At 71.9% G+C, this 20,581-nt stretch carries 16 protein-coding genes; 10 read left to right on the top strand and 6 right to left on the bottom strand.

Annotation, left to right across the window (positions count from 1 at the left end):
- Positions 1 to 15 precede the first annotated feature (15 nt).
- From pstA to FNH09_RS04035, 7 genes are all read left to right on the top strand, one after another.
- Positions 16 to 1,314, top strand: coding sequence for a phosphate ABC transporter permease PstA (gene pstA, locus FNH09_RS04065; protein ID WP_152885252.1), 1,299 nt, complete (start codon positions 16 to 18; stop codon positions 1,312 to 1,314).
- Entirely contained in the window at positions 1,311 to 3,044 is a 1,734-nt protein-coding gene (locus FNH09_RS04060; RefSeq protein WP_338017458.1) for a phosphate ABC transporter substrate-binding protein PstS, read from the top strand. Before pstA ends, FNH09_RS04060 begins: the two co-directional genes overlap by 4 nt.
- Positions 3,041 to 5,503 carry a hypothetical protein gene (locus FNH09_RS04055; protein ID WP_152885250.1) on the top strand — a complete coding sequence of 821 codons (2,463 nt, stop codon included), beginning with the start codon at positions 3,041 to 3,043 and terminating at the stop codon, positions 5,501 to 5,503. The genes FNH09_RS04060 and FNH09_RS04055 overlap by 4 nt, the downstream gene beginning before the upstream one ends.
- Positions 5,504 to 5,672: 169 nt before the next feature.
- On the top strand, positions 5,673 to 6,662 hold the full coding sequence (locus FNH09_RS04050) for a hypothetical protein (RefSeq protein WP_152885248.1): 990 nt from the start codon (positions 5,673 to 5,675) through the stop codon (positions 6,660 to 6,662).
- 109 nt (positions 6,663 to 6,771) lie between these two features.
- On the top strand, positions 6,772 to 8,241 hold the full coding sequence (locus FNH09_RS04045) for an Ig-like domain-containing protein (protein ID WP_152885245.1): 1,470 nt from the start codon (positions 6,772 to 6,774) through the stop codon (positions 8,239 to 8,241).
- An 85-nt stretch (positions 8,242 to 8,326) separates the two neighbouring features.
- Positions 8,327 to 9,268: a sortase domain-containing protein gene (locus tag FNH09_RS04040; RefSeq protein ID WP_152885242.1), complete on the top strand. Its 942-nt coding sequence runs from the start codon at positions 8,327 to 8,329 to the stop codon at positions 9,266 to 9,268.
- Between the two features lie 20 nt (positions 9,269 to 9,288).
- Positions 9,289 to 10,158 (top strand): phosphate ABC transporter ATP-binding protein, encoded by an 870-nt coding sequence (locus FNH09_RS04035; protein ID WP_152885240.1) that lies wholly within the window; start codon positions 9,289 to 9,291, stop codon positions 10,156 to 10,158.
- A gap of 330 nt (positions 10,159 to 10,488) precedes the next feature.
- Here FNH09_RS04035 and FNH09_RS04030 read toward each other — a convergent pair whose 3' ends face one another.
- The 3 genes from FNH09_RS04030 to FNH09_RS04020 all read right to left on the bottom strand — a co-directional run bounded on the left by FNH09_RS04030 (position 10,489) and on the right by FNH09_RS04020 (position 14,003).
- Entirely contained in the window at positions 10,489 to 12,120 is a 1,632-nt protein-coding gene (locus FNH09_RS04030) for a phosphohexomutase domain-containing protein (protein WP_162468088.1), read from the bottom strand.
- A gap of 479 nt (positions 12,121 to 12,599) precedes the next feature.
- On the bottom strand, positions 12,600 to 13,424 hold the full coding sequence (locus FNH09_RS04025; protein ID WP_162468087.1) for a purine-nucleoside phosphorylase: 825 nt from the start codon (positions 13,422 to 13,424) through the stop codon (positions 12,600 to 12,602).
- Between the two features lie 141 nt (positions 13,425 to 13,565).
- Complete coding sequence (locus tag FNH09_RS04020) at positions 13,566 to 14,003, bottom strand: gamma-glutamylcyclotransferase family protein (RefSeq protein ID WP_152885238.1); 438 nt, start codon at positions 14,001 to 14,003, stop codon at positions 13,566 to 13,568.
- A gap of 106 nt (positions 14,004 to 14,109) precedes the next feature.
- Between FNH09_RS04020 and FNH09_RS04015 the strand changes: the two genes are divergently transcribed.
- Both FNH09_RS04015 and FNH09_RS04010 read left to right on the top strand, forming a co-directional pair.
- A complete protein-coding gene (locus FNH09_RS04015; protein WP_152885236.1) occupies positions 14,110 to 15,558 on the top strand; it encodes an NAD(P)H-quinone dehydrogenase in 1,449 nt (482 codons plus the stop codon).
- Positions 15,559 to 15,724: 166 nt separating this feature from the next.
- Positions 15,725 to 16,687 (top strand): DeoR family transcriptional regulator, encoded by a 963-nt coding sequence (locus FNH09_RS04010; protein WP_162468086.1) that lies wholly within the window; start codon positions 15,725 to 15,727, stop codon positions 16,685 to 16,687.
- 172 nt (positions 16,688 to 16,859) lie between these two features.
- Here FNH09_RS04010 and FNH09_RS04005 read toward each other — a convergent pair whose 3' ends face one another.
- A complete protein-coding gene (locus tag FNH09_RS04005; protein WP_162468085.1) occupies positions 16,860 to 18,632 on the bottom strand; it encodes an ATP-binding protein in 1,773 nt (590 codons plus the stop codon).
- 375 nt (positions 18,633 to 19,007) lie between these two features.
- On the opposite strand from FNH09_RS04005, the gene FNH09_RS50025 reads away from it, so the two are divergent.
- Positions 19,008 to 19,745 carry a hypothetical protein gene (locus FNH09_RS50025; protein WP_420802735.1) on the top strand — a complete coding sequence of 246 codons (738 nt, stop codon included), beginning with the start codon at positions 19,008 to 19,010 and terminating at the stop codon, positions 19,743 to 19,745.
- On the opposite strand, the gene FNH09_RS03995 is transcribed toward FNH09_RS50025, so the two are convergent.
- Both FNH09_RS03995 and mmpB read right to left on the bottom strand, forming a co-directional pair.
- Complete coding sequence (locus FNH09_RS03995; RefSeq protein ID WP_152885234.1) at positions 19,746 to 20,366, bottom strand: Maf family protein; 621 nt, start codon at positions 20,364 to 20,366, stop codon at positions 19,746 to 19,748.
- 31 nt (positions 20,367 to 20,397) lie between these two features.
- Positions 20,398 to 20,526 carry a morphogenic membrane protein MmpB gene (mmpB, locus tag FNH09_RS49445; protein ID WP_274390201.1) on the bottom strand — a complete coding sequence of 43 codons (129 nt, stop codon included), beginning with the start codon at positions 20,524 to 20,526 and terminating at the stop codon, positions 20,398 to 20,400.
- Positions 20,527 to 20,581: the final 55 nt, after the last annotated feature.

The following is a 20,581-nucleotide window of genomic DNA, read 5'->3' as shown; positions in this document are numbered from 1 at the left end:
GGAGATCCGAGTCCGATGACCGTCACCGCCGCACAGAGCCCGCCCGGCGACCCCGGGCCGGGGACCGGGCCGAGCCCCGCGGTACCGCCGAAACCGCCGGTGCCGGCCACCCGCCTGCCCGCCCGCCGTCCCGGCGGCGGCCCGGCGAGGCCCGCCCAGCAGCGCCGCAACCTGTCCACGCTGCGCGCCACCGACGTGTACGCCATGGTCGGCGCCGGGGCCGCGTCCCTCGCCCTGACTTGGGTGATGTTCGACCGGCTGCTGCCCTTCAACGGCGCGCTGGGCTTCCTCCTCGTCGCCTACGCGCTCTTCGTCGGCCTCTACGCGCTGCTGGTCTCCTTCGACGAGGACGGCCCCGCGGTCCGCGACCGGGTGGCCGCCGTCGTCGTCCAGAGCCTCGGCCTGGTGATGCTGACCGCGCTGGCCTTCGTGGTCGTCTACACCCTCTACGAAGGCCGCGACGCGCTGCCGCACCTGAACTTCTACACCCAGTCGATGGCCGACGCCGGTCCGGTCGAACCGCTCAGCGTGGGCGGCATCCTGCACGCGATCGTCGGCACGCTGTGGCAGATCGGCATCGCCCTGACGCTCTGCATCCCGGCCGGACTGGTGTGCGCGGTCTTCCTCAACGAGGTGCCGGGCGCCTTCAGCCGGTTCGTGCGCACGATCGTCGAGGCCATGACCGCGCTGCCGTCCATCGTGGCCGGCCTGTTCATCTACGCGACCTTCATCCTGGGGCTCGGCTTCGACCGGTCCGGGCTGGCCGCCGCGCTCGCGATCTCCGTGATGATGCTGCCGATCATCATCAGGGCGGCGGACGTGGTGATCAGACTGGTCCCCGGCACCCTGCGCGAGGCGTCGTACGCGCTGGGCACCTCGCGCTGGCGCACCGTGTGGCACGTGGTGCTGCCCACCGCCCGTTCCGGGCTGACCACGGCCGTCATCCTGGGCACCGCCCGCGGGGTGGGCGAGACCTCGCCGGTGCTGCTGACCGCCGGTTTCACCGCCGAGCTCAACACCGACCCGTTCAAGGACCCGATGGTGTCGCTGCCACTGGCGGCCTTCGAACTCGTCAAGTCCCCCGAACCCACCTATGTCGCCCGCGGCTTCGGCACGGCGGCCGTCCTGCTGGTGCTGGTCCTCGTCCTGTTCGTGGTGGCCCGCGTCGTGGGCGGCCGCGGACCGGGCCGGCTGACCCGCCGTCAGGAGCACCGCCGGGTGAAGGCGTCCCGCCGCGACGCGCAGCGCTTCGCGGTCCGTACGCCCGCCGACCGGCAGTCCGACAGACCCGCACCGACGAGGAGCACCCCGTGATACCCGCACCTGTCCGTCGTCCGCGCGCCCGGCGCGCGTACCAGGCGCTGGCGCTGCTGGTCGCCCTGGTCTGCGCGCTGCTGGCCAGTCACCCGCCAGGTGCCTTCGCCGTCACGTACGTGAAGATCAGCGGCTCCGGCTCGACCTGGAGCGCCAACGCCATCGAGCAGTGGCGGCGCAACGTCCGCCAGCAGGGCATGACCGTCAACTACGCGTCGGTCGGCTCGACGGTCGGCCGCACCCAGTTCGCGAACGGCACCTCCGACTTCGGCGTCTCCGAGATCCCCTACGGCCTCACCGAGTTCGGCACGACGGACACACCGCCCCGGCGCAAGTACGCCTACATGCCGATCGTCGCCGGTGGCACGTCGTTCATGTACAACCTCCAGATCGGCGGCAGGCGCGTCACCAACCTCCGGCTGTCCGGGGACGTCATCTCCAAGATCTTCACCGGCAGACTCACCATGTGGAACGCGGCGGAGATCAAGGCCGACAACCCCAGGCTGAACCTGCCCGCCCGCCGGATCGTCCCGGTCGTGCGCTCCGACGGCTCCGGTACGACCGCGCAGTTCACGCTCTGGATGTCCAAGCAGCACAGCTCCCTGTGGAACGACTACTGCCGCCGCGCGGGCAAGCCCACCCCCTGCGGGCTGACCTCGTACTTCCCGAACATCCCCGGCTCCGGCTTCGTCGCCCAGTCCGGCTCGCTCGGCGTCGCGGGCTACACCAAGCAGCCCCAGGCCGAGGGCGCCATCACCTACGTCGAGTACTCCTACGCCAGGAACGCGGGCTTCCCCGTGGTCAAGGTCCTCAACACGGCCGGCTACTACGTGGAGCCCACCGCCTCCAGCGTGGCCGTCGCCCTGACCAGGGCCCAGATCAACAACGACCCGCGCTCGGCGAACTACCTGACGCAGAACCTGGACGGGGTCTACACCTACGGCGACCGGCGCACCTACCCGCTCTCCAGCTACAGCTACATGATCGTCCCGACCAAGGAGGAGATGGGCTTCACCAAGGCCAAGGGCGCGACGCTGAGCGCGTTCGACAACTACTTCCTCTGCGAGGGCCAGCAGCAGGCCGACCGGCTCGGCTACTCGCCGCTGCCGATCAACCTCGTCCAGGCGGCCATGGAGCAGGTGCGCAAGATCCCCGGTGCCGAGACGGCGAACATCGACATCAAGAACTGCAACAACCCGACGTTCTCCTCCGACGGCAAGAACCTGCTGGCGAAGAATGCCCCCTACCCGGCGGCCTGCGACAAGAAGGGCTCCGACCAGTGCGCCACCGGCACCGGCGGCGCCAAGCAGCCCACCACACAGAGCGGCAGCGGCGGCGCCACCGGCGGCGGCAGCGGCTCGGGCGGCTCCGGCTCGACCGGCGGCTCGGGTACGACGGGCGGCGCCACCGGCACCGGCGGGACGGGCACGGCCGGTACGACGGGCGGCGCCGGCGGCACCACGAACGGCGGCACCACCACCGGCGGCGGGACGACCGGGGGCACCGTCGTCGACCCCGACACCGGTGAGGTGCTCGGCTCCGGACAGAGCGGCGGTGGCGACACCACCGTCGCCGCCAGTCCGGTCTCCCTCGGCTCGGGCGACGCCCTCGGACTGCGTACGGCGCTGATGGCGCTGTCGGCGGTGCTGCTGGTCGGCGTCGTCGTCGGCCCGCCCGTGCTCGCCCGGCTGATGGCCGGCCGCTCGCGACGCGACCGGGGTGCGGCATGACGAGCGCCGCGAACCGGCCCCGGCCGCGCCCGCTCCTGGCGCTGGGCGCGCTGCTGTCCGCACTGGTCCTCGCGCTGCTCCCGGTGCCGTCCGCCACGCCCGCCGCCGCGGCGGCCGACGGGGCGACGGACTCCGCGGTGACGGTGACGGGCAAGAAGGGCAAGTACGACGACTTCTCCGGCCTGAAGGTGACCGTCCACCAGACGAAGGACCTGCGCTCACAGGGCGTACGGGTGAGCTGGGAGGGCGGGAAGCCGACGTCGGAGGGCGACTTCCGGCGCGACTACCTCCAGATCATGCAGTGCTGGGGGGACGATGCGGCCGGCCCCACCCGGGAGCAGTGCGTGTTCGGCGCCACCGGCGTCCCCGTGGCCCTGGGCACCCTGGCCCAGTCGCGCAGCGTCGTCGCCGGCAGCGGCGGCCTGGCGAGCGACCCCGAGGAGACGCAGTACACCGGCGCGAACGCGTTCGTCCCGTTCCGGCCGGTCGGCAGCCTTCCGCCGACCACGTCCACCAAGGACCCGACCTACTTCGGCGCGCTGGACACCAACGAGCAGGCGGGCGCCCGGGTCTTCGCGGGCGGCTCGGGCGAGGTGAACTTCGAGGTGCAGGACGCGACCGAGGCGCCCCATCTCGGCTGCGGCATGAACACGGCGGCCGCGGGCGCCACCCCCGTCCCGCGCCGGTGCTGGCTGGTCGTCGTGCCGCGCGGCACCCACAACCCGGACGGCACGGACGTCACGCGGACGGGCGAGGACGGCACGGTCGACGGCTCGCCGCTGACCACGACGAACTGGGCGCAGCGGATGGTCGTCCCGCTGTACTTCGCCCAGGTCGACGAGTTCTGCCCGGCGGGCCAGGCGGAGCGGCCCACCGCCGGCTCCGAACTGGTGACGGACGCCGTCACCTCCTGGCAGCCGAAACTGTGCTCGGCCACCGACAGCACCTTCGCCTTCACCCAGGGCGGCGAGGAGGAGGCGCGCAACCAGGTGCTGGCCACCACCGCCGACTCGCCCCTGCTGGGCTTCACCGTCGCCCCGGTCGCACCGCAGGAGGGCGCGGCGAAGGTCGTACAGGCGCCGGTGGCGGTGTCCGGGATCGCGGTCGCCTTCTTCATCGAGAGCCCGTCCGGCGTGGTGCAGAAGATGAGACTGACGCCACGGCTGGTCGCCAAGATGCTCACGCACTCGTACCAGAAGGACGTGTCGCTGGCCCAGGGGCACGCGCCGCACCTGGCCGGAAATCCCGCCTTCTTCGACGAGGATCCGGAATTCAGGAAACTGAATCCGGAATTCCCGGTACTACAGGGTCAGCCGCGGAGTCTCATGGTTCCGCTCCAGAGTTCCGACACCACCAAACTGGTCTGGAACTGGCTCCAGACGGACGCCGAGGCCCGGGACTTCCTGGCGGGCAAGGCGGACCCGTGGGGGATGAAGGTGAATCCCTATTTCAAGGACCTGGACCTCGCCGAGAGCACATCGCTCACCGACTTCCCCAAAGTGGACCCGACGGTCACCGACGCCCTCGCCAACGGCACGCCCCCGCTCACCTACACCATCACCGACCTGGACCCGTACACGGCCGACCTGCACGACGGCGCGCTGCGCACCCTGCGCGGCAACAACAACCGCACCATCCAGTGGCAGGCGGGCGACAACTCCCCGCCCAAGCTCATCAACGACGCCGCCATGTGGGGCCAGCGCGCCGTGCTGGCCGTCGTCGACACGGCCTCGGCGCAGCGCTACGGACTGGCGACGGCGGCACTGCGCAACGCGGACGGCACCTTCGTCGAACCGACGACCGCCACCCTCACGGCCGGCGTCGCGGCCATGCGGGCGACCGCCGCCGACGCCTCCGTGCTCGACCCCGATCCGTCCCGCGCCAAGGGTCAGGCGTACCCGCTGACCGCCGTGGCCTACGCCGCCGCCTCGGTGGACCAGGACGCGGCGGCCCGCACGGCGTACGCGCAGTTCATCAGGTACGCCGCAGGACCGGGTCAGACGCCGGGCCTGTCGGCCGGCCGACTGCCCGCGGGCTACGCGCCGCTGCCGGCCCGCCAGCGCGAGCAGGCCGAGACCGCGGCCGACGAGCTGGAGCGCGGCGCGAGCGGGAGTCAGTCCCCGGCCGGCACGGGCGGCTCCGGAGGCGTCACCTCCGCGGGGGACACCGGCGGGAGCACCGGCGCCACCGACTCCGGCGGAGCGTCCGGGGGGACGGCCGCGGGCGCCGCCGCGGCCGGCGGCACCGGCACCACGCCGCCCGCCTCCGCGTCCCCGAGCGGCTCCACGCCCGCCTCCTCGGGGCCCCAGCAGAACATCGCGAACCCGGCCGCCGGAATCACCCCGAAAGAGGTCATGGGCATTATCCGCTGGGTTCTCGTGGCCGTACTGATCCTCGGTGGTTCGGCCGGGATTTCGGGTCCATTGATGCTTCGTCTCGCGCAACGGCGGAATCCCTAGGAGACGCCTAGGAAGCCTCTCCGTAACCTTTCCCTCGTTGGAAATTGGTTGGTCATCGCCCGGAAATGCTGGAAGCGTAGGCGATGGCCGACCGGCGGGTCGGCAGCAAGGCAATCGGATTCCGCTTGAACGTCCAGTCTTCGAAATCCATAAACCAAGGGGTTCAGAAGTGAACGTCAAGTCTCGCGCCAAGGTCGGCGCTGCTTTCGGTGTCGCGGCTCTCGGTCTCGGCATCCTGGCCACGCCGGCTTCGGCGGACCCGAACCCGACCACTGACTACCGTCAGCTGGCGGGTGTCGGTTCGGACACCACGCAGTACGTCATGAACGGCATCGGCGACGTCGCCACGAACACCAGTGGCAAGATCATCGCGTCCTGGAACGCCACCGGCACCACCACGATCAAGACCAAGGCGACAGGCTGTGACACCGTCACCCGCCCCGACGGGTCCTCGGCCGGCATCAACGCGCTGAACGCCGACATCGCGGCGGGCACCCACTGCGTCGACTTCGCCCGCTCCTCGCGCGGCCCTGCGGACACCAGCACCACGGACCTCACGTTCGTCCCGTACGCCAAGGACGGTGTCACCTACGCCACCGACCTGGGCAGCACGCTGCCGACGAACCTGACGAAGGCGCAGCTGGCCGCGATCTACCAGTGCAACTCCACCGAGTACCCGAACGCGCAGCCGCTGCTGCCGCAGTCCGGCTCGGGCACCCGCAGCTTCTGGCTGGCCGCCATCGGCATCACCGAGGCGCAGGTCGGCACCTGTGTCGACCAGACCATCCAGGAGCACAACGGCGTCGCGATCGCCAACGCCAACCAGCTCATGCCGTACTCGATCGCCCAGTGGATCTCCCAGGGCAAGGGCTTCTCCGACGTCCCGAACCGGCGCGGCGAGTCGCGGCTGCGCAACATCAACGGCACCGCCCCGACCACGGGTTCGGGCAGCGCCCTCGCGCTGAACACCGCGTTCACCTCCGACTTCCTGCGGAACGTCTACAACGTCGTCCCGACCGCCAACCTCTCCGACTCCGTCGTCGCCGACACCTTCGTCGGCGCCACCTCGAAGGTGTGCGCCGCGAGCTCCACGATCACCAACTACGGCTTCGGCACCCTGAGCAACTGCGGCAACACCGACCTCAAGGCCGAGCGCTGAGCCGTGATCGTCGTCTGACCCTCGCGTGACGGCCGGGCACCCTCGGGTGCCCGGCCCCACGTGCTGTTCCCGTACATCCGTCGACCGTCCCCCGGGGGAGCCCCCTTCCATGACAGTGCCACGTACGTTCCGAAGAACGGCCGCGATCGTGGCGGCCTGCGCCCTGCTCGCCCTGGGTCTGGTGACCCTGGTGGTGACCCAGTCCCAGCCCGCCCGTGCGGCGTCCGTCGGCGAGTTCACCCTGACCCCGGGCAGCGGAAGCCTGAGCGACCCGCAGCCCATCGCCGGGACCCTGGGGATCCCCGGCGCGTGCCCCGACGTCACCATCGAGGACCTCAACTGGAACAGCGTGCTGTCGCTGTCCGTGGTCAAGGCCGACGGCACCGAGGCCCAGGCGCTGAACGGGATCACCGACCACGCGCCCTACAGCGGGGCCACCTCGACGGCCTCGCTGGCCGCGGCGGCCAACCCGGGGATGGCGGTCAACAGCCTCGCCGACGCCATCACCGGCGACGGCACCTACGAGCTGCGCGTACGGTGCATGGACAACTTCGACTGGGCCGTGGCCCCCGACTCGATCGTGCCGGGCGACCCGTACTGGTCCCAGAAGATCACCGTAACCGGCGACCACTGGCAGGTCGGCGAGGGAGCCAAGGCCACCGCCGTCACCCTGCTCGCCGACGACGCCACCCCCGAGCCCGGCCAGGCGATCACCCTCACCGCGTCGGTCACCCCGGCCGAGGCGACCGGCACCGTCACCTTCGCCGAGGGCGCGACCACGCTCGGCCAGGCCACGGTCGCCGACGGGAAGGCCGTGTTCAAGACGTCGGCGCTGGCCGAGGGGTCGCACGACGTCGTCGCCAGATTCACCCCGCAGGACCCTGCCCAGTGGGGAGCCTCCGAGACGGCGGATCCCTTGCATGTGATCGTGCAGCAGGCACGGTACGAGATGCGCGACTCGGCGGGCCAACTGCTGCCGTTCAACCCCGAACTGACCCGCGGCCAGACGGTCAAGGTCATCATCCGCGGCTGCCAGCCGGGAGCCGAGTACACGATGGCCATGTTCAACAACGACACCACCTTCCCGAAGGCCACCGCCGACGCGAACGGCACGGTGACCTGGCCCACGCTGACCGTGCCCGAGGACGCGGTGGCCGGGCAGACCAGCTGGGACTACAACCCCGACTGCACCGGTGTGGACAGCGTGGCCGCGGTGTCCTTCACCCTTGCCGAGCCGTCCTCGCAGTCCCCGTCGACGAGCCCGAGCAGCGACCCGAGCGACGACCCGAGCGACGACCCCTCCGACGACCCGAGCGACGACCCCACGGGTGACACCTCCGGCACCACGACCGGCGGCGACAGCACGACCGGCGGGGACACCGGCTCCGGCGGGAGCAGCGGCACCGGCGGCGACTCCGGTTCCGGCGGCACCTCCCCGCAGGGCGGTCTCGCCTCCACCGGCAGCCAGATCGCCCTGTTCTCCGGCGTCGGCGCGGTCGTCCTCGTCACGGCCGGCATCGTCTTCGTACGGTTCGGCCGCCGCAACGGACTGCTGACCTTCGGCGAGCCCCGCGCCTGACCACGGCCACGCGCACGGCACGGGCGGCGGGCCCCACCCGCCGCCCGCGCCCTCTCGCCCCACCTCTCTTCACAGGAGCACTCCCGTGACCGTGCTGTCCCCGCCCCCGCCGACCGAGGCGCCTCCGGCACCGGCGCCTCTGCCCGAGCCCGAGCCCGGCGCGCGGCCGGCCCACTCCGAGCGGCCCGGCCTCGCGTTCCTGGGGGCCGCGCTGTGCCTGCTCGCCGCCCTGCTGCTCGGCTTCGCCGCCAACCTCACGATCGTCGGCCACCTCCAGCACAGCCGCGACCAGCAGACCGCCTACGACGAGTTCCGCCGCCAACTCGCCCTGGGCATCGCCCCGGTGGGCCAGCGGACGTACGACGGGAAGATGCTGGAGCCGGGCGCGCCCGTCGCGCTGCTGCGCATCCCGGCGCTGGGCCTGAAGGAGGTCGTCGGCGAGGGCACCGCCTCCGGGGTGCTGATGTCCGGCCCCGGCCACCGCCGTGACACCCCGCTGCCCGGACAGGCCGGCACCAGCGTGATCATGGGCCGCCAGTGGGGCTACGGCAGCCCGTTCAACGACCTGCACCGACTGCCCGTCGGCACCGAGATCCGGCTGACCACCGGTCAGGGCACGGCCGTCTACCGGGTGTCGGGGCTCCGTCACGAGGGCGACCCGCTGCCGCCCGCGCTCAAGCAGAACGAGGGCAGGCTCACCCTCATCACCGCCGCCGGCGCCCCCTACACCCCCTCCGGCACGATCCGCGTCGACGCGACCCTCACGAGCACCACCCGGCCCAGCCCGCCGCGCCCGCTCGCCCTCGGCTGGATCGACGACTCCGAGCAGGCCCTGGGCACCGAGGACGCGGCCTGGCTCCCGGTCTTCCTGTGGTCGCAGGCACTGCTCCTCGCGGCTTTGCTCACCATGGCCGCCCACCGAGTCTGGGGGCGCTGGCAGACCTGGATCGTCGGCGCGCCCGTGCTGGCCGCCCTCGGCCTCGCCGTCTCCGGCGCCGCCACCCGACTGCTGCCCAACCTGCTCTGAACGACGAGGAGTCCGCCATCATGTCCGACCCGACCGACACGCTCGTCGACGAGATCCTCGACCCGACGAGGAGAATCAACGCCGTCCGGCCAGGCCGCGGCGCCGCGCAGAGCGACCCCGCCACCCTGGAGGCCGACTCCATCTCGGCCTGGTTCGGCGACCACAAGGTCCTTGAGCACGTCTCGCTCACCATGCCCGCCCGCAAGGTCACCGCGCTCATCGGCCCGTCCGGCTGCGGCAAGTCCACCTTCCTGCGGATCCTCAACCGCATGCACGAACTCGTCGGCTCCGCGTCCCTGGCGGGCCGGGTGCTGCTCGACGGCGAGGACATCTACGACCGCGGCCGGCGCATCACCCACGCCCGCCGCCAGATCGGCATGGTCTTCCAGAAGCCCAACCCCTTCCCGGCGATGTCGATCTACGACAACGTCACCGCCGGCCTGAAACTGGGCGGCATCAAGGCGGGCCGCGACGACAGGGACGCGCTGGTGGAGGAGTGCCTGACCAAGGCGGGTCTGTGGAAGGAGGTCCGCGACCGCCTCCGGCAGCCCGGTGGCGCGCTCTCCGGCGGCCAGCAGCAGCGTCTGTGCATCGCGCGCTCGCTGGCCGTACGGCCCCGGGTGCTGCTCATGGACGAACCGTGCTCGGCGCTGGACCCGACCTCGACGCGGCGCATCGAGGAGACGATCCACGAGCTGTCCGAAGAGGTGACCATCGTGATCGTCACCCACAACATGCAGCAGGCGGCCCGCGTCTCCGACCAGTGCGCGTTCTTCCTCGCCGAACAGGGCACCCCCGGCGCGATCGTCGAGCACGGCCCCACGGGCGCGATGTTCGACAGCCCGCAGGACCCGCGCACCACGGACTACGTCAACGGCCGCTTCGGCTGAGCCCCGCCCCGCGTGTCACCCCGCACCGTCGTGTGCGCCGCCCCGCACCGGTCGCCGGGGCCCCGGACGGACGACCGGGCACGGGGTCCGGCCCGCCGTCGCGGATCCGGACCCCGTGCCCGGCCCAGGTGCGGTGTCCCGCCGGATGTGACTCCTGGGGCTTGGGACACCCTGGGGGTGGATGCCTCCAAGGGGGGTGTGAGGAGTGCATCCGTGTTGCGTTCCCAGGATGGAACGGATGCGCCCGGAGGAGGCGGCCGGGAGGCATGCGACAGCCCAATTCCGTATGAATCGCGGCGCTCCCGGCCGTACAGCCCCTGGCGGACCGGGTCAGATCCCGGCGGCCGCCGACAGGTCGCGCTTGATCGCCGCCAGCAGTTCGGCGGCCCGGGCGCGGGCCGCCGGGAGGCCGGCACGGTCGCCCACGGGGACGACGACCTCCAGGTAGCACTTCAGTTTGGGCTCGGTGCCGCTGGGCCGGACGATGACGCGCGCGCCGTCGAGGGTGTAGCGCAGGCCGTCCGTGGGCGGCAGCCGGTCGGTGCCCCGGGTGAGGTCCTCCGCCGCGGTCACCGGCAGCCCGGCGAGTTCGCCCGGCGGCCGCTCGCGCAGCCGTCGCATCGCGTCGGCGATGACCGAGAGGTCCTCCACCCGCACCGAGAGCTGGTCGGTGGCGTGCAGCCCGTGCTCGACGGCGAGGTCGTCCAGCAGGTCGAGGAGGGTGCGCCCCTGCTCCTTGAGCTCGGAGGCCAGCTCCGTGACGAGGAGCGCGGCGGTGATGCCGTCCTTGTCGCGTACGCCCTCGGGGTCGACGCAGTAGCCGAGGGCCTCCTCGTAGCCGTAGCGCAGACCGTCCACGCGGGCGATCCACTTGAAGCCGGTGAGGGTCTCCTCGTACGGCAGCCCCGCCTTGTCGGCGATCCGGCCGAGGAGCGAGGAGGAGACGATCGACTCGGCGAAGGTGCCGGTGACCCCGCGGCGCACCAGGTGGGCGGCGAGCAGCGAGCCGACCTCGTCACCGCGGAGCATGCGCCAGGCGCCGTCCTGCGCGACGGCGACGGCGCAGCGGTCGGCGTCGGGGTCGTTGGCGATGATCAGGTCGGGGGCGCTCGCCCGGGCCTGCGCGAAGGCCAGGTCCATCGCGCCGGGCTCTTCCGGGTTGGGGAAGGCGACGGTCGGGAAGTCCGGGTCGGGCTCGGCCTGCTCGGCGACCAGGACCGGGGCCGGGAAGCCCGCGCGGGCGAAGGCCGCGAGCAGGACGTCCTTGCCGACACCGTGCATCGCCGTGTAGACGGTGCGGGCGGTGCGCGGGGAGCCGGCGGACAGGACGGCGTCCGTACGGGCCAGGTAGGCGTCCAGGACGCCCTCGTCGAGGGTCTCCCAGCCCTGGTCCGGGCGGGGGACGTCGGCGAGCGCCTCGATCGCGTCGATCTCGGCGGCGATCTCCGCGTCGGCCGGCGGGACGATCTGGGAGCCGTCGCCGAGGTAGACCTTGTAGCCGTTGTCGCGGGGCGGGTTGTGGCTGGCCGTCACCTCGACGCCGGCCACCGCGCCCAGGTGCCTTATGGCGAAGGCGAGGACGGGCGTGGGCAGCGGGCGCGGCAGCACGGCGGCGCGCAGGCCCGCGCCGGTCATCACGGCCGCGGTGTCGCGGGCGAAGTCGGCGGACTTGTGGCGGGCGTCGTAGCCGATCACGACGAGGCCGCCGGAGCTGCCGTTCTTCTTCAGGTAGGCGGCGAGACCGGCCGCGGCGCGGATGACGACCGAGCGGTTCATGCGCATCGGGCCGGCGCCGAGTTCGCCGCGCAGGCCCGCGGTGCCGAACTGGAGGGTGCCGCCGAAGCGTGCGGCGAGCTCGGCGTGGTCTCCCGCGTCGATGAGCTTGGCGAGTTCCGCGCGGGTGTCCGCGTCGGGGTCCTCGGCCAGCCATGACGTGGCCCGTGCGATGAGATCGTCTTGCACGTTCGGTCCAACCTCTCGTTCGTGTGCCGCGCTGCGCGCGCGTGCGGTGGTGCGTGCCTGCGATGCGTGCGGTGGCGCGCGCCTGCGGGTGGTGCGGGCGGGTGGTGCGTACGGGGGATGCGGGTGCACGGGGGTGCGTACCCACGGGCGCGAGTGCCCCCGGAGCCGCCCGCCCCGCGATCGCAGCCGTACCGCGGTCACGGTCGTCCCGCGGTCCACGACGGTCGCGAGGTGCCCGACGGTTGCGCGGTCCACGGTCGTCCCGCGCCCCCGGGCGTCAGCCGCCCGGATGCGTCCGCCGCCCGGGCGGATCGCGTGTCCGGGCGGGTCGCGCGTACGGTGCGGGCGGTGCCCGGGGCGTCAGGTGCCCCGTGCGTCCCGCCCGCCCCGTACGTTCCTCCCCGGAGGCTCTGCCCCCGGAGTCCGCTCCTCGAACCCCGTGGGGCCCGGCGCCGGGCCGGACCCGCGGGGCCGGTCGCCTACAGGCGGTCCAGCACCTGCGCCAGCAGGGAGCCCATCCGGGTGGCGCTGTCGCGGCCGGCCTGGAGGACCTCCTCGTGGTTGAGGGGCTCGCCCGTCATGCCCGCCGCGAGGTTGGTGACCAGCGAGATGCCCAGCACCTCGGCACCCGCCTCGCGGGCGGCGATGGCCTCCAGGACCGTCGACATGCCGACCAGGTCCGCGCCGATGACGCGGGCCATGCGGATCTCGGCCGGGGTCTCGTAGTGCGGGCCGGGGAACTGGGCGTAGACGCCCTCCTCCAGGCTGGAGTCGATCTCCTTGCACAGGGCGCGCAGGCGCGGCGAGTACAGGTCGGTGAGGTCCACGAAGTTCGCGCCGACGATCGGCGAGGTCGCCGTCAGGTTGAGGTGGTCGCTGATCAGCACCGGCTGCCCGGGGCGCATGCCCTCGCGCAGACCGCCGCAGCCGTTGGTCAGCACCACGGTCTTGCAGCCCGCGGCGACCGCGGTGCGCACGCCGTGCGCGACGGAGGCGACGCCACGGCCCTCGTAGAAGTGGGTACGGCCCAGGAAGACGAGCGCGCGCTTCTCGCCGATGCGGTACGAGCGGATCGTGCCGCCGTGGCCGGCGACCGCCGGCGGCGGGAAGCCGGGCAGCTCGGTGACCTGGAACTCGGCCTCGGGAGCGCCGAGGGCGTCCACGGCCGGTGCCCAGCCGGAGCCCATCACGAGGGCGACGTCGTGGGTCTCGGCGCCCGTCAGCTCGCGCAGGCGCGAGGCGGCGGCGTCGGCGGCCGCATAGGGGTCGCCCTGGATGTCGTCCGGAAGAAGAGATGCGTTCACGCGGTCGAGGGTAGCCGGTCTGGGCCTACGCGCGTAGATGACAGTGCTCACGGGATGGCGATCGTTGTCTTGTCGTTTCCAACGAAGCGCCGTTCGGGACGATCCCACGAGGCCGATCCGCGAGGGCGGTCCGCGCCCGGCTCAGCAGGGCCGCTTGCGCAGTTCCATCACGTAGTCGTGGGGCGCGCCCGCCGACTCCGCGGCGTCGGCGACCTCGCCCAGATAGCGGGCGGAGGGCAGTCCGCCCTCGTAACCGTTGAGCACGTACGTCCACGCCGGCTCCTGACCGTCCAGGGTGTGCACGCGGACCCGCAGGCGGCGGTAGATGCCGAGGCCGACGCCCTCCCAGCGGTCCAGCGACTCCTCGTCCATGGAGGCGATGTCGTAGAGCGCGACGAAGACCTGCGCGTCGGGGTCCTCGACGACCGTGGCCAGCGCGCCGTCCCAGCCGAGCTGCTCGCCGCCGAACGTCAGCCGCCAGCCGTTCAGCCAGCCCGTCGCGCGCAGCGGCGAGTGCGGGGCGCGGCGGGACATCAGCCGCGCGTCGAGGTTGCCGGCATACGCGGTGTAGAGCGACATGGGTCGAAGAGTACGGCAGCCGTCCCGCGTGTCACGCCCGTCCCGGACGAGTCCGTCGGGACCCGGTCCGGCCCCGGGGCAATAGCACCTCGACGCGTGCGGGACAATGGAGTACGTGACTCGGATCGTGATCATCGGTGGTGGACCGGGCGGCTACGAAGCTGCGCTGGTGGCGGCGCAGCTCGGCGCGGAGGTGACCGTCGTCGACTGCGACGGTCTGGGCGGAGCGTCGGTGCTGACCGACTGCGTGCCGTCGAAGACCCTTATTGCCACGGCCGAGGTGATGACCACCTTCGACTCGTCGTACGAAGAGCTGGGCATCATCGTCGCCGACGACACCCCGCACATCGAGCAGGCCGCTCGCGTCGTCGGCGTGGACCTCGGCAAGGTCAACCGACGGGTGAAGCGGCTCGCGCTCGCCCAGTCGCACGACATCACCGCCTCCGTGACCCGGGCCGGCGCGCGCGTCATGCGCGGGCGCGGCCGGCTGGAGGGGATGCAGGCCCTCGACGGCTCGCGCAAGGTCGTCGTGGCGGCCGCCGACGGCACCGAGGAGACCCTCGTCGCCGACGCCGTCCTCATCGCCACCGGCGGTCACCCGCGCGAGGTGCCGGACGCCCTGCCCGACGGTGAGCGCATCCTCAACTGGACCCAGGTGTACGACCTCGACGAACTCCCCGAGGAGCTCATCGTGGTCGGCTCGGGTGTCACCGGCGCCGAGTTCGCCGGTGCCTACCAGGCGCTCGGCTCCAAGGTGACCCTGGTGTCGTCCCGCGACCGCGTGCTGCCCGGCGAGGACCCGGACGCCGCCGCCGTCCTGGAGGACGTCTTCCGCCGCCGCGGCATGAACGTGATGGCCCGCTCCCGCGCCGAGTCCGCCAAGCGGGTCGGCGACCGCGTCGAGGTCACCCTCTCCGACGGCCGGGTCATCACCGGCACGCACTGTCTGATGGCCGTCGGCGCCATCCCCAACAGCGCCGGGCTCGGCCTTGAGGAGGCGGGCGTCAGGCTGCGCGACTCCGGTCACATCTGGACCGACAAGGTCTCCCGCACCACGGCCCCCGGCGTGTACGCGGCCGGTGACGTGACCGGCGTCTTCGCCCTCGCCTCCGTCGCCGCCATGCAGGGCCGCATCGCCATGTACCACTTCCTCGGCGACGCGGTGGCCCCGCTCAACCTCAAGACGGTCTCCTCGAACGTCTTCACCGACCCCGAGATCGCCACCGTCGGCTACTCCCAGGCGGACGTCGACGCGGGCAAGATCGACGCCCGGGTGGTGAAGCTGCCGCTGCTGCGCAACCCGCGCGCCAAGATGCAGGGCATCCGGGACGGCTTCGTGAAGATCTTCTGCCGGCCGGGCACGGGCATCGTCGTGGGCGGTGTGGTCGTGGCGCCGCGCGCCTCGGAACTGATCCACCCCATCTCGATCGCCGTCGACAACAATCTGACGGTCGAACAGATCGCGAACGCGTTCACCGTGTACCCCTCTCTTTCGGGGTCGATCGCGGAAGTGGCCCGGCAGCTGCACACCCGTAAGGCGACGGGCGAGGGCTGACGGCCGAAAGCGACTCCCCGCTGGTCACGGGGAGTTGTCGACCATTCGTGCGGCATAGTCGGGGCGACTAGGCCCTATACCACTTCGCCCTTCACCGTGCGAACAACTTCTGTTATTCGGCGCAAACAGCTGAAACCAGACGGTCGTTGGGGTTACTGTCAGTTTCGTGTTCGCTGCAGAACGTCGCCAATTGATCCTCGAAATGGTGCGAGCGAACGGGGCCGTGTCGCTCCGTGAGCTCGCCCGCGTCGTCCAGACCTCCGAAGTGACCGTACGGCGGGACGTGCGCGCACTGGAGGCAGAAGGACTCCTCGACCGCCGGCACGGCGGTGCGGTACTGCCGGGCGGGTTCACGCGGGAGTCCGGCTTTCCGCAGAAGTCTCATCTCGCGACCGCCGAGAAGACGGCCATCGCCGACCTCGCCGCCAACTTCGTCGAAGAGGGCGAGGCCATCGTGGTCGGGGCGGGAACCACCACCCAGGAGCTGGCCCGCCGGCTCGCCCGCGTACCCGGGCTGACCGTCGTCACCAACTCCCTCCTGGTCGCCCAGGCGCTGGCCCATGCCAACCGGGTGGAGGTCGTGATGACCGGCGGTACCCTGCGCGGTTCCAACTACGCCCTGGTGGGCAGCGGTGCCGAGCAGTCCCTCCAGGGGCTGCGGGTCTCGCGGGCCTTCCTCTCCGGCAGCGGTCTGACCGCCGAGCGCGGGCTGTCCACGTCCAACATGCTGTCGGCCTCCGTCGACCGGGCGCTGGTCCAGGCCGCCGCGGAGGTCGTCGTCCTCGCCGACCACACCAAACTCGGTACGGACACCATGTTCCAGACCGTGCCCACCGATCTGATCACCCGTCTGATCACCGACGAGCCGCCCGCTCACGACGACCGTGCGGCCACCGAACTCCAGGCCCTCGCCGACCAGGGGGTGCAGATCGCCGTGGCCGGGGCGGCGGGGAGCCCGGGGGGTGACGCCGTCCCGGCGCGCCAGCAGCAGCGTCGGGACGTACCCCTCCCCGCCCCCCGTCGCGGTCAGGTTCCCGGCGTGGGCCCCGGCCTGCGGAGCGCCGCGGTCCTGAACGACCAGCCGCCGGGCGCGGAACGGGCGCGCGTGGCGGACCTGCGCCGCCGCTGACCGCCGAGACCCGCTCGACGGCGGGCGCCCGACGGCGGGTGGACGCGCGCCCTTTGACATCTCTGCACGGTCTTCGGCACCTCCGCACGGTACGCGGGGAAACGGAACGCCCCGCGGACCGACTGCCGTGGTCCGCGGGGCGTTTCGAGGTACGCCGGTGTCAGTGCCGGTGTCAGTCCTTGATCTCGCAGATGGCCGCGCCCGAGGTGACGGACGCGCCGACCTCGAAGTTGAGGCCCTTCACGGTGCCCGAACGGTGGGCGTTGAGGGGCTGCTCCATCTTCATGGCCTCCAGGACGACGATCAGGTCGCCCTCCTTGACCTCCTGGCCCTCCTCGACGGCCACCTTGACGATGGTGCCCTGCATCGGGGAGGCGAGGGTGTCGCCGGACGCGACCGGGCCGGACTTCTTCGCGGCGCGGCGCTTGGGCTTGGCACCGGCGGCCAGACCGGTACGGGCCAGCGACATGCCGAGCGAGACGGGGAGCGAGACCTCAAGACGCTTGCCGCCGACCTCGACGACGACCGTCTCGCGGCCGGCCTCCTCGTCCGCCTCGGCGTCGGCCGGGGCGGCGAACGGCTTGATCTCGTTGACGAACTCGGTCTCGATCCAGCGGGTGTGGACCGTGAACGGCGCGTCGGAGCCGGTCAGCTCGGGAGCGAACGCGGGGTCCTGGACGACCGCGCGGTGGAAGGGGATGGCGGTGGCCATGCCCTCGACCTTGAACTCCGCCAGCGCACGGGCGGCCCGCTGAAGGGCCTGCTCGCGGGTGGCGCCGGTGACGATCAGCTTGGCCAGCAGGGAGTCCCAGGCCGGGCCGATGACGCTGCCGGACTCCACGCCCGCGTCCAGACGCACGCCCGGTCCGCTCGGCGCGTCGAAGGCGGTGACGGTGCCCGGAGCGGGCAGGAAGCCGCGGCCCGGGTCCTCGCCGTTGATCCGGAACTCGAAGGAGTGTCCGCGCAGGGCGGGGTCGTCGTAGCCCAGGGCCTCGCCGTCCGCGATACGGAACATCTCGCGCACCAGGTCGATGCCGGCGACCTCCTCGGTCACCGGGTGCTCGACCTGGAGACGGGTGTTGACCTCCAGGAAGGAGATCGTGCCGTCGGCGCCGACCAGGAACTCCACGGTGCCCGCGCCGACGTAGCCGGCCTCCTTCAGGATCGCCTTCGAGGAGCTGTACAGCTCGGCGACCTGCGCCTCGGACAGGAACGGCGCCGGCGCCTCCTCGACCAGCTTCTGGTGGCGGCGCTGGAGCGAGCAGTCACGGGTGGAGACGACGACCACGTTGCCGTGGGTGTCGGCCAGGCACTGGGTCTCCACGTGCCGGGGCTTGTCGAGGTAACGCTCGACGAAGCACTCGCCGCGGCCGAAGGCCGCGACGGCCTCACGTACGGCCGAGTCGTACAGCTCCGGGACCTCTTCCAGGGTCCGGGCGACCTTCAGACCACGCCCGCCGCCGCCGAAGGCGGCCTTGATGGCGATCGGCAGCCCGTGCTCCTCGGCGAACGCGACGACCTCGTCGGCACCGGAGACCGGGTCGGGGGTGCCGGCCACCAGCGGCGCGCCGGCGCGCTGGGCGATGTGCCGGGCGGCGACCTTGTCACCCAGGTCGCGGATGGCCTGCGGGGGCGGGCCGATCCAGATCAGGCCCGCGTCCAGGACCGCCTGGGCGAAGTCGGCGTTCTCCGAGAGGAAGCCGTAGCCCGGGTGGATGGCGTCCGCGCCGGACTCACGGGCGGCGTTCAGCACCTTGCCGATGTCCAGGTAGCTGGTCGCCGGGGTGTCACCGCCCAGGGCGAACGCCTCATCCGCGGCACGGACATGCAGAGCGTCCCGGTCCGGGTCGGCGTAGACGGCCACGCTCCCGATCCCGGCGTCCCGGCAGGCCCGGGCAACGCGAACAGCGATTTCGCCACGGTTGGCGATGAGCACTTTGCGCACGATTGAGGCTCCCTCCTTGAAACAAGCCGAGTTTAGGGACTGCCGACACGCCACTTCGACCCATCCCCAATGGTGAGCTTGCCCACACGGAGCGTGATGCGAGGCGCGCCCGACCCGAGAAATCCCTTGTCGCACCTCGGTACGCAGGACTCCTTGCGAAAACCCTAGCCCTCCGGTGTGGGCAAGGTCTCTGTGAGAGCGTGCTGCGGCCCACTCGGTTTCTTTGTGGAGTCCCTACGAATGGCCCAACGATTCTTTGCCCTCCCCCGAACCCTTGTCCCTGGGTTTACCCGTTAGTAGCGTTCGCGATGTCCCAAACGTACTTGGGGTAACGGCAGATCTGCTCGAACGGCAGTCGAAAGTGGGTGGGGGCCGGTGCTGCGAAGACCGGTGGCATGGTTGTTGGCGGTCGTGCTCTTCGTGGAGGCGGTCGGGATCGCGGCCTTCAACTGGTTCCTGGGGGTCGCCGCGGACCGCCAGAACATGATGGTGGCGGGACTGGACCTGGGGGCGATGTCGACGGCGACGAAGATCGGCGGGATCGTCTTCGGGCTGTACTTCGCGTCCTGCGGCGTGGCCGCGCTGCTGGTCGGCGTGCGCAACCGGCCGCCCGCCGGCCTCGGACGGATCCTGCTGATCAGCGCGGCGGTGGTGCACGGCCTGCTGGGTGCCCTCGCCTGGGGGCTGCTCGGCCGGAGCGTCTTCGCGTTCATGGTCGTCGTGCTCGCGTTGATCGTGCTGCTGCTGATGACGTACGACCGTCAGGAAGGGCCCGTGGCGGCCGTGTCCGGCACGACCGGCGACTCCGGCGGCCCGGCGGACCCCGGCGCCCCCGAAGGCTCCGACGCCCCGGAGGATCCCGTGGATCCGCAGGAACCGGGAGACGGCGAGCAGCCCCAGGATTCCCGCGGGCCCGACCTCCGCAAGCCCGACCTGCACAAGCCCGATGAGCCTCGCGAGGCCCAGGAGGCCCAGGAGACTCCTGAGTCTCGACAGCACCAGGAGTCTCAGGAGTCTCAGGAGTCTCAGGAGTCCCAAGAAGCCCAGGAACTCCGGGAGTCCGAGGACGGTACCCCCGTCACCGCCTCACCGGCCGTGTCCGGCGCGTCCTGATCAGCTCTCCCGGGGCGTCCACAACTCCGTGATGCCGACGCCCAGCTCGGCCAGCAGCCGTCGCACCAGGGGCAGGCTGATGCCGATCACATTGCCGTGGTCGCCGTCGATGCCCTCGATGAACGGGGCCGAGCGGCCGTCGAGGGTGAACGCCCCCGCGACGTGCAGGGGTTCGCCCGAGTCGACGTACGCGGCGATCTCCGCGTCGGTGGGCTCGCCGAAGTGGACCACGGTGGAGGCCACGCCCGACACATACCGCTTGGCCGTCGTGTCCCAGACGCAGTGGCCGGTCTGGAGGGTGCCGGCCCGGCCGCGCATGGCCTTCCAGCGGGCGGTGGCCTCCTCGGCGTCGGCGGGCTTGCCGAGCGCCTGCCCGTCCAGGTCGAGCACCGAGTCGCAGCCGATCACCAGCGCGCCCTGGACCTCCGGGCGGGCCGCCACGACGGAGGCCTTGGCCTCGGCGAGGGCGAGGGCGAGCTCGGCGGGGGTGGGCGCGGAGACGGCGTCCTCGTCGACACCGCTCACCAGCACCTCGGGGGCGAGTCCGGCCTGTCGCAGCAGCCCGAGCCGGGCGGGGGACTGGGAGGCGAGGACGAGTCGACGGCGCGGCTGTTCAGTCATGCGGCCAGCGTATCGGCGGCCCCGCCCGGACTCACCTCAGACCGATCACGATCATGATGACCACCATGGCCAGCGCCATGAGAACGCCCAGCCGCCGCAACATGAGCTGCATCTCGCGCAGTTCCTGAGGCGGCTCGTTCTCGGGGTCGGACCACAGCATGCGTACGAGCCTGCGGCGCTCCGGCGCGCGGCGCCTGAGTACGCGTACTCAACTT

Source organism: Streptomyces adustus (assembly GCF_009377175.1).
Lineage (GTDB): Bacteria > Actinomycetota > Actinomycetes > Streptomycetales > Streptomycetaceae > Streptomyces > Streptomyces adustus.
This window is presented reverse-complemented; position numbering and strand designations above follow the sequence as displayed.

Bases quoted from the DNA above. Each gene is read 5' to 3' on its own strand.
- FNH09_RS04045 (WP_152885245.1), top strand. From the start codon at position 6,772: ATGACAGTGCCACGTACGTTCCGAAGAACGGCCGCGATCGTGGCGGCC.
- FNH09_RS04055 (WP_152885250.1), top strand. From the start codon at position 3,041: ATGACGAGCGCCGCGAACCGGCCCCGGCCGCGCCCGCTCCTGGCGCTG.
- pstA (WP_152885252.1), top strand. From the start codon at position 16: ATGACCGTCACCGCCGCACAGAGCCCGCCCGGCGACCCCGGGCCGGGG.
- FNH09_RS03995 (WP_152885234.1), bottom strand. From the start codon at position 20,366: ATGACTGAACAGCCGCGCCGTCGACTCGTCCTCGCCTCCCAGTCCCCC.
- mmpB (WP_274390201.1), bottom strand. From the start codon at position 20,526: ATGCTGTGGTCCGACCCCGAGAACGAGCCGCCTCAGGAACTGCGCGAG.
- FNH09_RS04020 (WP_152885238.1), bottom strand. From the start codon at position 14,003: ATGTCGCTCTACACCGCGTATGCCGGCAACCTCGACGCGCGGCTGATG.
- FNH09_RS04015 (WP_152885236.1), top strand. From the start codon at position 14,110: ATGGAGTACGTGACTCGGATCGTGATCATCGGTGGTGGACCGGGCGGC.
- FNH09_RS04035 (WP_152885240.1), top strand. From the start codon at position 9,289: ATGTCCGACCCGACCGACACGCTCGTCGACGAGATCCTCGACCCGACG.